We start from the raw sequence: 13,380 nt of genomic DNA, 5'->3' as shown, positions 1-13,380 counted from the left end.
GCTATGATGCCAAGAAAGACAGCAGAAATGCCCGGGCTTGGCATTTGCGCCCGAAGTTGCTTAGGCAGTAGCCTCTGCCTCCTGGAACGCGTTTCCGCTATGAAGCCAAGTAAGACAACCCGCAAAAGAAACAGAAAAAAACGACTCTCATTGGAAAATCCAAAATAGGATTCACAACGAGAGTCGTTTTATTTTATCGACTTACCGAGTTTGAACATATGCCTTATTAGCAGTGATGTAAGTGCCATCGCTCAACTGGATTCGGGCAGTCCCGTTTGAAGACTTCACAATTGATTTGGCAGTTAACGCAGTGTTGTATTTCACACTGGCAACCTTATCCGTCAGATTGGCCGTCTTGTAACGATTGATTGCGCGGGTAGCGTAAACCTTGGTGCCGGAGGAAATGCTGCTCATGTAAGTTGCCTTATTTGAGTAGTTGTACCAGCTGGAAACGGTCTTGCTATCAACGACCTTGCTCAAATCAACGTTGCCGCTGATACCGGAAACGCTGCCTGAACTCGTGTATTGCCACAAGTCAGTCGAAACGTTTGGCTTAGCTGAGTAGTTGGCGATCCAAGTACCATCAAATTTTGAGGTACTGATGCTGTGGGAGCTGACGAAGCTCTGGTATGAGTAGTAGACCAACGGCTTGTTCGTCAGACTCCGCATGGTTGAAAGCCAAGCGTTGACATAAGTTTGTTCCTTACCCTTGGCGCTAGAAACGCGGTGTTCGTTGTCCAAAGCAAAAAACTTCGCATTGGTGCTCGAAAGGGCGTAGAACTGGCGGGCATCGTTGACAGCGTCAGCGGTGCTGTTAAATTCGACGTAGTCGTACTGGCCAAATGGAACCCCGTACTTCTTGGCACCATTGGCGTTGGTATTGCGTTTTGAATCCAACGTGTAGTCAGAATCGCCAGGGTTACCGTGTTTGACACGGATGATTGCCATCTTGATCACCTTTGAGGCTTTCGACCAGTTGATCGACCCTTGGTACTGTGACACGTCGGCAATCTTGGTGGCTGAAGCAAACGCTGAGCTGCCAATCGTCAGCGCACTCACAAGCGCTAAACTCCCTGCAAAGATACTTTTCATTAAACGATGTTTTTTCATGGAATACCCCTTTTTCTTGTCTTAATGCTATACCCTAAGTCTAACGTAACAATAAAACAGTTCGAAAACAGGCAGTTTACAGTCTACTTACATTTGTGACAGGGATGTAAAGGAGACTGTGATAGGATGGCGATGTAGCCTCGCTATGGTATTTGGCTATGCAGACCGGTGCTATTACATATCTCCAACGGTAAAGATTTTTAATATTGAAATTATCTGCCACATAGAGTCATGGGAAAACTAGTTAGTTTGTCGACACTATCAGGAAGCAGATGGTTAGAAGCAATGCTATCAATGGACTTAATGGCAGTCGAGGGCGGATTCTGCAGAAACTGGTTTAATACTATTGTGAGACTTAACCAGAAAATGAAATTTAGCTAATATGAGTGAAATGGAACAATTTGGCACGGAGTCGTGGTGTCGACATCAGTTAGCGACCGTTCTTTGGTCGGTTACTGATGTGCGAGTTGATGGAGATCCATTCGAGTGGCGCACAGCGACAATCGAATTAGCTTCATCGCGAGCCACTACGGCGGAGTGCCAAATTGTGGAATGAAACGGCATAGCAAGTTAACGTTGCAGTAGCATTCCCTTAACCTGACCTTGACGCGTAAGATGAAAATGTTATGATAGACCTATCATCTATTCTGAGGAGTTTTTAATAATGCAATTACCTATTATCACTCAACTGAATAGTCGTTATTACTTTTGGTTTTTCCAGAGCTGATCTGTGAGGAGCCAAGAGCATTTTGTCATTAAATGCAAACCGACCACACAGATCAGGGACTGACTGTGTGGGATGAGACCATAAGACCTGCAGTCGTGCCGTGACTGCAGGGGTCTTTACTATCTAAGGAGTGGTTCAAATGAGTCGTTTATCAAAGACAATGAAGAAAGAATTAGCACAGATCCAACCGTCATCCATTTTAGCGTTTAATCAGGAGATCTCTGCGATCCCAGATATCGTCAAATTGACATTGGGGGAGCCTGATTTCAACACCCCGGATCACGTTAAGCAGGCAGCTATCAAGGCCATTGAAAACAACGATAGCCACTACACCGATTCCCGTGGAACTGAAGGCTTACGGCAAGCAGCGACTCATTTTTTGAACAGCAAGTACGATCTGAACTATGATCCAGACACCCAAGTCCTTGTAACAACTGGTGCGACTGAGGGGATCTTCTCAGCCCTGACCGCAATTTTGAACCCCGGTGATTCCGTCATTATTCCAACCCCAATCTTTCCACAGTACATTCCAGTGAACATCTTAAATGGTGGCACACCAATCTTTGTCGATACATCGGATAACGGGTTTGTGTTATCACCTGAAAAATTGCATGCAACGATCGAAGCCAACAAGGATACCGTTAAAGCCATTGTGCTGAATTTCCCGAACAACCCGACTGGTGTGACCTACAAGAAAGATGATCTAGAGAAGCTTGCCGCTGTAATCAAGCAGTATGATATTTTCGTCATCAGTGATGAAATTTACTCTGAATTGACTTATGACGGCACGCACGTTTCCATGGCATCGATCCTGCCAGAACAGACCGTTTTGTTAAACGGCGCTTCGAAGTCGCATGCCATGACCGGTTGGCGCATCGGCCTGCTATGCGGGCCAGTTGACGTTGTGACGGAAATCGCGAAGGTGCACCAGTTTGCCATTACTTCAGCAACGACAAACGCCCAAGCAGCTGCTGAGGAAGCTTTCAAAAGCGGACCAGATGACGGGCAAAAAATGCGGGTCGTTTACCAAGAACGTCGGGATCTTCTGATCGATGGACTGCAGAAGGCTGGCTTTGAGTGTGCGAGTCCAAACGGCGCGTTCTATCTGTTCGCCAAGATTCCAGCCGGCTTAATTCAAAACAGTGTCGACTTCTGTTATGATCTGGCGCGCAAGGCGAAGGTTGCCGTGATTGCCGGCAGTTCGTTTGGCCCCGGTGGTGAAGGTTACGTGCGGATTAGCTACGCGGCCAGCACAGAAAATTTGAAGGAAGCTATCAAACGGATTCAACAGTACGTTACCGACAATCAAGACTAAAGCCAATAAAGAGGGCAGTTGATCATGAAAATTTTAATGTATACGGTGCGCGAAGATGAACAAGCAGCAATCAAACACTGGGAGAGTCTGCACCCGGATTTTCAGGTGGCCACGAATACGGTACCGTTAACGGCCTATACCGTTGACCTCGCGAAAGGGTACGACGGCATCGTGGTGCAGCAGCACGTTACCATCGATGATCCAGTCATTTACCGAAAACTCCACGATTTCGGCATTAAACAGTTGACGTTGCGGATCACCGGTTATGAGATCGTTGACCTGAAACTAGCTGCGGAAAATGCCTTAGTGGTCACAAATGTGCCAGCGTACTCACCACGGTCAGTGAGCGAATTGGTCTTGGCGCACGTCATGTACCTCGTGCGGCACCTGGGAATCGCCCATGCCAATAGCCGCCAGCAGGACTTTCGCTGGATCGGATTAGAGGCCAACGAAATTCATAACCTGACCATCGGTATCATTGGTGCGGGCAAGATTGGGAGTGCCGTTGCCCGGATCTTCCGCGCGCTGGGATCGACCGTCATTGCGGCTGACCCGATCCACCGACCTGAACTCGGCGACACGCTGACGTATACGGACCACAAAACCGTTTACCAAACGGCCGATATTGTGACGATGCACACGCCGCTGACGCCGGAAACCACGCACATGATCGATGCAGCCGTGTTTAAGCAAATGAAACCGTCAGCGTTCTTCATCAACGCTTCACGGGGTCCCGTTGTGGTGGCAGACGACTTGGTGGCGGCCCTTGAAACCCACGAAATTGCGGGCGCCGGCATTGATACGATTGAAGGCGACAGTCGGCTCTTCAGTCAAGATTGGCGCGGTAAACCGCTAAACAACGCACCGTTAGAAAAATTACTGACCATGCCGAATGTGAGTGTGAGTCCCCACGTTGGCTTTTACACGGATGCGGCAGTCGCCAACATGGTTGAAATTGCACTGGATGATGTGCGGACGATTTTGGCGGGTCAAAAGAGTCGCCATGAGGTCACTGAATAGATGTTTGAAATAACTTTCCGTTGGCTAGCCGCGGGAGGTTATTTTTTTTGATATCATCGTGGTTAATCACGAGGCTACAAACTCTGGCGTTAATAGAGTAAAATAAAGGGTATAAGAAACCGCTATCAATAACGGGAAGGGGTGATTCGGTTGGGCGTGACATTACCACAACCATTTAATTTTAAGGGTGGCAACAGCGCGGTGATTCTCCTCCACACGTTTGCCGGGTCACCAATGGACGTCCAAATTTTAGGGCGAAACGTCCAGCGAGCCGGGTACACTGTTGTGGGACCGGCGTTCTCGGGACATGCCACAGCGGATCCAGCCAATATTTTCCTTCAGGGCAATCCGACGCAGTGGTGGGCGGACACCCAGTTGGCTGTTAATCAGTTAAAGGCGGCCGGTCATGACCAGATTGCCATTTTCGGCGAATCACTGGGCGGGTTGTTTGCCATCAAGCAATGGAAGAACTGCCAAACATTGTGGCTGGTGGCACCATTTCCACGCCGTTGTTTCCAATTGATACGAGTCGAGTCGCTGACCGGTTCTTGCAGGACGCGCGGGCGTGGTACGAAAAAATTGGGACACCAAGTGAGACGCTCACGTCAAAAATGGCGTTTTTAACAGAACAGATTCACTTGACGTTGCGGGCCATTGGGGACTATACTGTGCCAATCCATGACAAGCTGAACGTTATTAAACAACCGACATTTATCGCCCAACCGGATGCGGATGAATTGATCTATCGCACGGTTGGTCCACGGTTAGCAGAAACGTTGCAGGATCAGACGATGGTGAGCTACCATCACTATCCCGATGCACCGCACGTCATGACCTATAGTCCGCAGGGACGGGTACTGGCGGATGATCTGGTGGCATTTCTTAAAACTGTATTCTAGCGGCTGTCCCCTGAGAAAGGGGGCGGCTGGTCGTCAGCTCTAATCCCGGTTAAAGGAAGGTGAACGTGATGAGACAACTCAAAGCAACACTGCTCGTTGGGGCAAGCCTGTTGCTGTTTGGCAGTGTGGGGGCATCCACACGGGCTAAGGCGGCAACGACACCGGCACCAAGTCAAACGGTACTAGCCCATACTTCCAGCTATTATGCGCGACATGAACTTGCACTGATTACCCGTTACGGCATTGATCTGAGTTATCAAACGGCCTACAACAAAGCCGGGCATATATGGGTGTATGACCAAACGCAGAATAAGGCGTTGCATCAGAGCTTGAAGGTTGCGATGGCCAACTGGAACGCGAAGTTGGGTACCAAAGTCTTCTATGTGGGATCCAAAAACTACCACACGATGGTCGTGAAACTCAGTGACGGCAAGTCAAATGATGGCAATCAAATGGCGTGGTGGTTACCGACAACAAAAACCATTCAAGTTGATAAATCGTACTATACGGATCAATTAAGCTTCATTGATAAATACATGAAACGCAATTACGCCCGCACCCCTGAGACTGGGGTGACGACAACCCAAGCGGACGCCACGATCGATGCGACGGCTGCCGGGACAGCCCGGACGGTTGAATACAGTCGGGTGCTGACGCACGAACTGGGCCATACGCTCGGGTTGACACATTCGAAAAATAAGACGGATCTGATGTACGCCGGTCTCGCGTTCGATGATATTTATTCGTATCAGGATGTGACGGCTACGAGTATCTGGGCGAACCCGCTGTCTACTACGGATGTGAAGCGGGGGGAGTTGGCAGTTAAAATAGAGTAGAGCGTGGAACAAGGCGGTTTAGGGGCGGTGTGTAAGGGACTCTGACCGAAAAGTCTGGGCCTGACTTTTTGGTCAGAGTCCCTTACACGTTAGCCCCGTGCCTTGTGAAACGCGTTTCGGCAAGGATGCCTAGAAAGTTCAAAGGGGCCATAAGTAATCACCCACAACCTAAAAACAGTACACACAAAATAAAGAACCCCCCTTCAAAAATCGGCTTGCGATTTTGAATGGAGGTTCTTTATTTTCCTATAGTTCAACCATTTATGCACTGTTATCTCCCTAACCTGTGGATAACATCGTGGATTGTGAATTACTGTAAAAATCTGTAGAATAGCGTTAATAACAACTACTGGATAAGCTAAGGAATAACTAGTATGGCACGGCGCAACGTGAAAAGTAATAAACGTATTTGTCACACCATCAAACAAAATATACATTCACATCCACACAGTTTCCACAAGCTATCCACAGGTTATGCACAGACTTATCCACAGTGTGCACAGAGAGGGGTTTATGATGATGCCAACGTTTCTAACAGCAACTGAAATGACGACCGCAAGACAGTTGATTGCTGATAATCCGCGGTTAGAAGGCTTTGTTCCGGGCGAGGGGAGTCTCACACCTGCGTTTACGCTGGTCAGTGAGGCACCAGGCCGAGTCGAAGCGCAGACGGGCCACGGGTTTATGGGACCGGCTGGGCAAAAACTCAACGAGTGGTTAGCATTTCTCGATGTCACGCGCAACGATATTTATATGACGGGAGCGGTGCGGGGACGCCCCTTTACCGAAACTAACGGCCGAAAACGCGATCGTAAGCCTAGCAAAAAGGAGGAAGCGGCCTTTGCACCCTTGCTGGATGGTGAACTTGCAAGGTTACCAAAGGACCACGACCTCCTTGTGCCATTAGGCAATACTGGATTACAGCGGTTATTGGGGAATCAGGTAAAAATTGGCGATGTGCATGGGCGTTGTTTCAGCCACGCGATTCGGTACTGGGATGGTCAGACCTATCAGTGGACTGAGCGCGAGTACCGCATTTGCGCCATGTATCATCCGTCCTACGTTCGCCGTTTCCCTAAAATGCAGGCAACGGCAAGTGCTGACTTAGCAGCGTTGAAGGCGGTATTAGACTAGCGCTGGGTTCTTTAGAATGCGCACGCGGAACACGGCATCGATGGCGCTTAAACGGGCAATCAGGTCATTTTCGACTTCCTGCTGCAGATGCTTTACATCAATGACGGTGTAGGCAACGTCGTCGCGGGCGGCGTTGCTCATGCCCTCAATGTTGATGTTGGCGTTGGCCAGTGACGTTGCGATTTGGCCGACCATGTTCGGAATGTTTTTATGGATCAGGGTGATTCGGTACGGCGTCGTAAATGGGACTTGCAGGTTCGGCAAGTTCACACTGTTTAAAATATTCCCAGTTTCTAGGAACGTCATGATGGTTTCGGCACCCTGAATGGCACCGTTAGTTTCGGCTTCAGCTGTTGACCCGCCAATGTGCGGGGTGACCACAACGTCATCACGGTCGAGGATCTCATCGCTGCCAAAATCGGTGTAGTAGGTGCGGGCTTTGCCGGCATCAAGGGCGTTGACGACTGCAGCGTTATCCACGATACCGCCGCGCGCAAAGTTAAAGAGGGCAACGCCTGGCTTCATTTCAGCAAGCTGTTCGGCACCAATCATCCCTGTTGTTTCGCTGTTCTTGGGAACGTGAACGGTGACAAAATCAGCCTGTTTAATGGCCTCATCAAGGGTCTGTGCCCGGTGGATGTCGGTGGAAATGCGCCATGCTGCGTCAGAGGTGAGGTAGGGATCGTAGGCAATGACTTTCATCCCAAGATGGTTCGCAGCGCTCGCAACCAGGGAACCAACGTGGCCGACACCAATAACAGCCAGCGTTTTACCTAACAGTTCTTCGCCGTTAAACTTGGTTTTATCACGTTCCGTCCGTTTTGAAATATCCGCACCACTGTTATGAGCAGCGTAATCGGCGGCCGCAAAGAGGTTCCGAGTCGAGGCAATCAGCATGGCGACCATCAATTCCTTCACGGCGTTGGCGTTGCTGCCAGGTGTGTTGAACACGGCGGTGCCGTTGGCCGTTGCCTGATCTAACGGAATGTTGTTGAAGCCGGCACCAGCACGGGCGATGACCTTAAGTGATTGCGGGAAAACGTGGTCGTGCAGGTCGACTGAGCGGATGAGGTAACCGTCCGCGTCGTCGGTATGATTGAGTTGATACTGGTCGGTGAACCGGTCCAAGCCGGCTTGGACGATGGCGTTGTACGTCTTTACTTGATACATAGTGAATTCCTCCTTGGATGTGGGTTAACGGTGTGCTTTTTCAAATGAATAGAGTTCGTTGACCAGTGCTTGAACCCCGTCAAACGGCATGGCGTTGTATAGACTGGCACGCAAACCGCCAACACTTCGGTGGCCTTTTAAACTCATTAAGCCGTGGGCGGTCAGGTCGGCGATGGCGGCCTTATCCAGGTCGTCGTCACCAGTCATGAACGGGATATTGGTCAGCGAACGATCAGCTGGTTTAACGTGGTTGTGGAACAGGGTTGAATGATCGAGGTAGTCGTAAAGCAGGCTAGCCTTCTTTTCATTGCGCCGCTGCATTTCATCCACCCCGCCGTTTTCCTTGATCCATTTGAGGACAAGCCCCGTGGCGTAGATGGAAAAGACAGCCGGCGTGTTGTACATGGAGTTCTTCTTAGCAAACAACGAATAGTTCAGGATACTTGGAATATGGGGCACTTCCTTGATGAGATCCTTGCGCACGATGACGATAACGGTGCCCGCTGGCCCAATGTTTTTTTGGACGCCGGCAAAGATCAGCCCGAAGTCTGAAACGTTGTAGCGCTGGGCGGTGATGTTGGAGGACATGTCGCCGACCAGGACGGTACCGTTGGTGTCAGGCAGGGTGTGGTAGGCGGTGCCTTCAATCGTGTTATTGGTGGTGATGTGTAGATAGTCGTAGGTGTTTTGGGCCAACGGCGCTGGAAGGACGGGGAGTTCCTGGTAGTGGTCAGGCTTGGTGGTTGCTAAAGTATCAACGGTATAGCCTAAATTATCAGCTTCCTTGGCTGCCCGGTCTGCCCAGTGGCCGCTATCGAGTAAGGCGATGCGATGATGCGTGGTTGCAAGGCTCATCGGCACAGCCGCGAATTGGCCGGTACCGCCGCCTTGGAAAAACATGACCTCATAATTGTCAGGAATGGCCATCAGGTCGCGCAAATCATCCTGTGCGGTGTTAATGATGTTGTCAAACAGGGCCGACCGGTGGGAGATCTCCAAAATACTCATCCGGAGCCTTCCAGGGATGGTAAGTCGGTTTGAATCTTCTTGATCACGTCATTTGGTAGGGTCGCCGGACCAGCGGCGAAGTTGTAAACAGTCATTAGTTGAGCCTCCAATTAGAATTTTATGAGCAGATAGATTAAAAAAGCCCTCACAGTTTTCACTGCGAGGGCGGTTATCATCACTTATTCAGTGGCCTCACAGTGTGATATGAATCACCTATGTGAAGCCTTTTTTGGCGTTGCCAAAGGGGCCTACATAGATGGGACTGTAGACCAGGAGGAGGATGTTTGGTTGTTCATGTTGTGTGCGTTCATCGTAATCGGCCTCCATTTCTTTAATTAAAATTTAACAGAGGAATTTAGGAATGTCAACAGGTTTTAGCAGACTTGTCTGAAATTCTATGCCATAATAACAGCAGAATAAGAAAAACGGAGGCACACTATGACCGACTTTTATTTCATCCGTCACGGGCAAACGACGGCCAATATTCAGGGACTCAAACAGGGGACAATGAACACTGAGATCACGGAACTAAACGAGACTGGACTAGCGCAGGCAGCAAATCTACGCGACCATTTTGACATTAGTTTTGCAGACCAGTTGGTGGCGAGCCCCTTGAACAGGACGCGCCAGACCGCTGCTATTTTGAACGAGAAGGCGCAGTTACCTGTCAGTTACGATGAACGGCTGTTAGAGATTTCCTACGGCGACTGGGACGGCCAGAAGAACCGAGATTTAGAGAAACAATATCCCGATGTCTTCGACCACCACTTACACGATGTCCTGCCCAGTTACGTGGCATTAGCGCATGGCGAATCGTTTGATACAGTGGTTGCGCGGGTTAAGGCGTTTATGACCGACCTAGCTTCTCAGAATCCAGATCAGTCGATTATCGTTGTGACGCACGGGTTTACTGTTAAGGCCGCTGCGATGGTTGCAGTTCAACCGGGGAATGTGATGGCGTTGCCGGAGCCTGGGAATACTAGTGTGACTAAGATTAGTTTTGATGGGGATAGCGGGCAGGCTTATCTTTGGGGTATAATCAGGGGTATTAACAGGTTTATCTGAATTGGCGTTGCTGGCTCCTTTGTTTTGGGGGATGGCGATGCTTTTTTGTTGGGTGTTTGGGTTTGGGGTGAAGTCTTTCTAGGCCACCGTGCCGAAACGAGCTCCCGGAAAGCAGAGGCTACTGCGTAAGCCAACGCTGGCAAAATTCAGAACCAGAATTTTTTGCCAGCGTTGGCTTACGCTCCGCCCTCTAACCGCTTTCTTCCGCTCTCTTGCACTATTTTGAAAAAACCCTCCATTTCTGTCCAACATGCTCAAAAACGAGCTTTTTGACACTGGACGTTTTATAATGTAAGTGCTTACAACTGATGTGTTCGACGCTCAACGTCAATTTAAGATATTTTTGAGGTGGTTTTCTTGAAGAAGATAGGTGTTTTTGTTGGGAGCTTGCGCAAGGGGTCTTATTCTAAAAAACTGGCCAAAGCGTTGGTATCCTTACTTCCTAGTAACATTGAAGCTGAATTTTTAGATACTGGCGTTTTGCCACTATTTAACGATGATTTGGATCCGAACGGTGTTCCAGAATGGAATCATTTCCGGCACCAGCTAGACGAATTGGATGGGCTTTTGATTGTCACTCCGGAATATAACCGCTCAATTCCAGGGGCTTTGAAAAATGCCATGGATATCGGTTCGCGGCCGATCAATCATTTTGGTGGTCGGGTTGCATTGGTCGTGTCAGATTCAATCGGTAACGCCGGTGGATACGGGGCCAACCATCATTTACGGCAAACCTTTACGACGCTGGACATTATTCCGGTTCAACGCCCAGAAGTCTATATTGCCCATACAGATCAGTTGTTCGACGAGAATGATATGATCAAAAATGAAGCAACAATTGGGTTTTTACAATCAGCGATTGATGCCTTTACCAAATTGCTTTACCTGACCTCGCTTTCCAAGAGCGTTGGCGAGTTTTTGGATGATAGTACAGACCCGTTACCCTTAACACTTGGTGATGGCACTATTATCATAAAAACACTGACGGCAAGGTAACGGCAGAAATTAAATTCAATTTTGATACGCCAGAAACGGTTACGATTACAAGTACCACGGTTGACCCTGAGTTGCAGGGGAAGGGGATTGCCAAGCAACTCGTTTTGAAGGTTGTTGCAATGGCTAAGGCATACCAGCTTAAAATCATTCCTGAGTGCAGTTATGCTAAATCTTTCTTTGAAACGCACAAGGAATATCAGACGTTGGTTCGGTAAAATAAACGAGAATCTTTAAAAGAATCAGACTGGAAATTCGAACAGAATTGCTGGTTTGATTATTTTTTTCTGTACAAAATATGACTTATTTTTTGGCTAAAACGCCAATCGTGAACTTATTATCAAGTTATTTCCGACTTACTGAAGGTGATTTAGATGGAACAAAGAATACTGTCAGAATACTACAGTGGAGTGAAATCCCTGTTATATCGGGGGTTGGCAGGGGATCGGATGCTATTTTAAAAGTTGAAATCACTGTCTGAAGGTACCTAAAAAGTTGTTGTATTTTGCGATAACATAAAAATACGGTTCTTAATTACGATAATTTTATCCGGAATAGTACAAAATGATGCTACTAGACTAATTAATCGGCTCGAAACGTTATCAACACAACTGAAAGCGCTTTATGCATATTAGTCAAAATGAGCGCTATTTTCAATAATCACGGGTGAAAACGACCCCTGCAAAATAATTTGGATGACGGGTGGTACATTGAACGTGTCAAAAAGGACTTGCGCGAAAGGTGCCATTATTAAATTGCTTGTGAATTAATAAACAGTTATTTGCGTGAGCCAAACTAAAGGGTAACGGGCGACAATGATTTCCCGTTATCCGACACGGAGGTCTCTCAATTGGAAGCACAAACGAACCATTATCCATTAAAGCCAGATCTAATTAAGTTCGGCGGGTATGTCTTATTTCTATTCGTGGTTGGATGGGGCTTGGTCTTTACCTATCTTGACCGGTATCCATCCTTATTAGCAATGGCATTCTTATCCTTCACGTTTGGGCTTCAACATGCCTTTGACGTGGATCACATTACCGCAATCGATAACATGACGCGAAAACTGGTCAACGATGGCAAAAACACACACGGCGTTGGGTTCTTTTTCTCGTTTGGTCACTCACTGGTAGTTGTGATTATGGCGCTGATAACGATTTTCTTCGTTGAGTGGTCTAAGAACCAATTACCGAAGTTTCAAGATGTTGGTGGGGTGTTTGGGACTTTATTTGCGGGCTTTATGCTTCTGCTGCTTGGGACGATCAACCTCTTTATTTTGGTCGGTATCTGGCGGTCCTTTAAAGCAATCAGCAAGGGCGACTTTTCCACTGCGCAGGCATCGACTGATACTCGGATCTTCAGAACGTTTAAGAAAGCGCTCAACATCATTAACCATAACTGGCAGGTGGTCTGCGTTGGGTTCTTATTCGGTTTAGGATTCGACACCGCGACTCAGATTGCTGTCTTAGCAACTTCCGCTGTCGCAACTAGTAAGGGGATACCGTGGTTTGCGGTCTTTTCCTTCCCAATCCTATTTACCGCAGGCATGTGCTTTATGGATTCCTGTGATGGGCTGTTTATGAGTACGGCCTATAGTTGGGTCTTTTCATCACCGTTCAGAAAAGTATATTACAACCTGGCATTAACCGGTTTGTCTGTCACTGCCGCGTTCTTTGTGGGTATCGTGGATGTGCTGCAGGCAATTGGCGGGTACCTGAAGTGGCAGAACCCTGTCATTAAATTTGCGCAGGCATTGAATTTCAATATTTTAGGAATCTGTCTGGTCGTCTTATTTATCATTACCTGGTCAGCGGCACTGATCTTTTGGCGGGTGTTTAACCTTAAAGCTAAGGATGATGAGGTTGTTGCGGCTGAAGAAAAGCAGGAAGCTGCGTTTGAAAAACTTAATGTTACCGAAAGTACTGTGCGGGTGAATAGTGCGGTGAAGCAGACGGGGCATGAGCATAGTTTAGGGTAGGTATTCGGCGTTTAGCCTATTGTCTGCTGAATTGGAAGTTTATTAAAAAAGCCCCCAACCGAAATCGATTTGGATTTTGGTTGGGGGTTTTTTTGTTTTGGAATTTGTTGTGGTTCTCTGTCCTT

11 protein-coding genes and 1 pseudogene are annotated in these 13,380 nt (G+C 48.2%); 9 read left to right on the top strand and 3 right to left on the bottom strand.

Going from position 1 to position 13,380, the window contains the following annotated elements:
• Positions 1–201: 201 nt before the first annotated feature.
• A complete protein-coding gene (locus JCM11969_RS14365) occupies positions 202–1,110 on the bottom strand; it encodes a GH25 family lysozyme (protein WP_054712209.1) in 909 nt (302 codons plus the stop codon).
• Positions 1,111–1,976: 866 nt separating this feature from the next.
• Here JCM11969_RS14365 and JCM11969_RS14360 point away from each other — a divergent pair.
• The 5 genes from JCM11969_RS14360 (at position 1,977) to JCM11969_RS14340 (ending at position 7,041) form a co-directional block, all read left to right on the top strand.
• Complete coding sequence (locus tag JCM11969_RS14360) at positions 1,977–3,152, top strand: aminotransferase class I/II-fold pyridoxal phosphate-dependent enzyme (protein WP_054712206.1); 1,176 nt, start codon at positions 1,977–1,979, stop codon at positions 3,150–3,152.
• A gap of 21 nt (positions 3,153–3,173) precedes the next feature.
• Entirely contained in the window at positions 3,174–4,172 is a 999-nt protein-coding gene (locus tag JCM11969_RS14355) for a D-2-hydroxyacid dehydrogenase (protein ID WP_173585429.1), read from the top strand.
• Between the two features lie 461 nt (positions 4,173–4,633).
• A complete protein-coding gene (locus tag JCM11969_RS17270) occupies positions 4,634–5,071 on the top strand; it encodes a hypothetical protein (RefSeq protein ID WP_082409396.1) in 438 nt (145 codons plus the stop codon).
• A 68-nt stretch (positions 5,072–5,139) separates the two neighbouring features.
• A complete protein-coding gene (locus JCM11969_RS14345; protein ID WP_054712203.1) occupies positions 5,140–5,907 on the top strand; it encodes a matrixin family metalloprotease in 768 nt (255 codons plus the stop codon).
• Between the two features lie 513 nt (positions 5,908–6,420).
• Positions 6,421–7,041, top strand: a complete 621-nt coding sequence (locus tag JCM11969_RS14340) for a uracil-DNA glycosylase (RefSeq protein WP_054712201.1) — start codon at positions 6,421–6,423, stop codon at positions 7,039–7,041.
• Here the strand turns inward: JCM11969_RS14340 and JCM11969_RS14335 are convergent.
• Both JCM11969_RS14335 and serC read right to left on the bottom strand, forming a co-directional pair.
• A complete protein-coding gene (locus JCM11969_RS14335) occupies positions 7,033–8,211 on the bottom strand; it encodes a phosphoglycerate dehydrogenase (protein ID WP_054712199.1) in 1,179 nt (392 codons plus the stop codon). The genes JCM11969_RS14340 and JCM11969_RS14335 overlap by 9 nt on opposite strands.
• A 24-nt stretch (positions 8,212–8,235) precedes the next feature.
• A pseudogene (gene serC / locus JCM11969_RS14330) lies at positions 8,236–9,314 on the bottom strand (3-phosphoserine/phosphohydroxythreonine transaminase).
• A gap of 343 nt (positions 9,315–9,657) precedes the next feature.
• Between serC and JCM11969_RS14325 the strand changes: the two are divergent.
• The 4 genes from JCM11969_RS14325 to JCM11969_RS14310 all read left to right on the top strand — a co-directional run bounded on the left by JCM11969_RS14325 (position 9,658) and on the right by JCM11969_RS14310 (position 13,255).
• Positions 9,658–10,284: a histidine phosphatase family protein gene (locus JCM11969_RS14325; protein ID WP_054712197.1), complete on the top strand. Its 627-nt coding sequence runs from the start codon at positions 9,658–9,660 to the stop codon at positions 10,282–10,284.
• A gap of 357 nt (positions 10,285–10,641) precedes the next feature.
• Complete coding sequence (locus JCM11969_RS14320) at positions 10,642–11,280, top strand: NADPH-dependent FMN reductase (RefSeq protein ID WP_082409395.1); 639 nt, start codon at positions 10,642–10,644, stop codon at positions 11,278–11,280.
• Positions 11,281–11,288: 8 nt separating this feature from the next.
• Positions 11,289–11,495 (top strand): GNAT family N-acetyltransferase, encoded by a 207-nt coding sequence (locus JCM11969_RS20520; protein ID WP_082409394.1) that lies wholly within the window; start codon positions 11,289–11,291, stop codon positions 11,493–11,495.
• Between the two features lie 632 nt (positions 11,496–12,127).
• On the top strand, positions 12,128–13,255 hold the full coding sequence (locus tag JCM11969_RS14310) for a HoxN/HupN/NixA family nickel/cobalt transporter (protein WP_082409392.1): 1,128 nt from the start codon (positions 12,128–12,130) through the stop codon (positions 13,253–13,255).
• The last annotated feature ends 125 nt before the right edge of the window (positions 13,256–13,380 follow it).

Origin of the sequence: Secundilactobacillus paracollinoides DSM 15502 = JCM 11969, assembly GCF_001311135.1 — a bacterium.
GTDB lineage: Bacteria > Bacillota > Bacilli > Lactobacillales > Lactobacillaceae > Secundilactobacillus > Secundilactobacillus paracollinoides.
This window is presented reverse-complemented; position numbering and strand designations above follow the sequence as displayed.

Bases quoted from the DNA above. Each gene is read 5' to 3' on its own strand.
- JCM11969_RS14365 (WP_054712209.1), bottom strand. From the start codon at position 1,110: ATGAAAAAACATCGTTTAATGAAAAGTATCTTTGCAGGGAGTTTAGCG.
- JCM11969_RS14360 (WP_054712206.1), top strand. From the start codon at position 1,977: ATGAGTCGTTTATCAAAGACAATGAAGAAAGAATTAGCACAGATCCAA.
- JCM11969_RS17270 (WP_082409396.1), top strand. From the start codon at position 4,634: ATGGAAGAACTGCCAAACATTGTGGCTGGTGGCACCATTTCCACGCCG.
- JCM11969_RS14345 (WP_054712203.1), top strand. From the start codon at position 5,140: ATGAGACAACTCAAAGCAACACTGCTCGTTGGGGCAAGCCTGTTGCTG.
- JCM11969_RS14340 (WP_054712201.1), top strand. From the start codon at position 6,421: ATGATGATGCCAACGTTTCTAACAGCAACTGAAATGACGACCGCAAGA.
- JCM11969_RS14335 (WP_054712199.1), bottom strand. From the start codon at position 8,211: ATGTATCAAGTAAAGACGTACAACGCCATCGTCCAAGCCGGCTTGGAC.
- JCM11969_RS14325 (WP_054712197.1), top strand. From the start codon at position 9,658: ATGACCGACTTTTATTTCATCCGTCACGGGCAAACGACGGCCAATATT.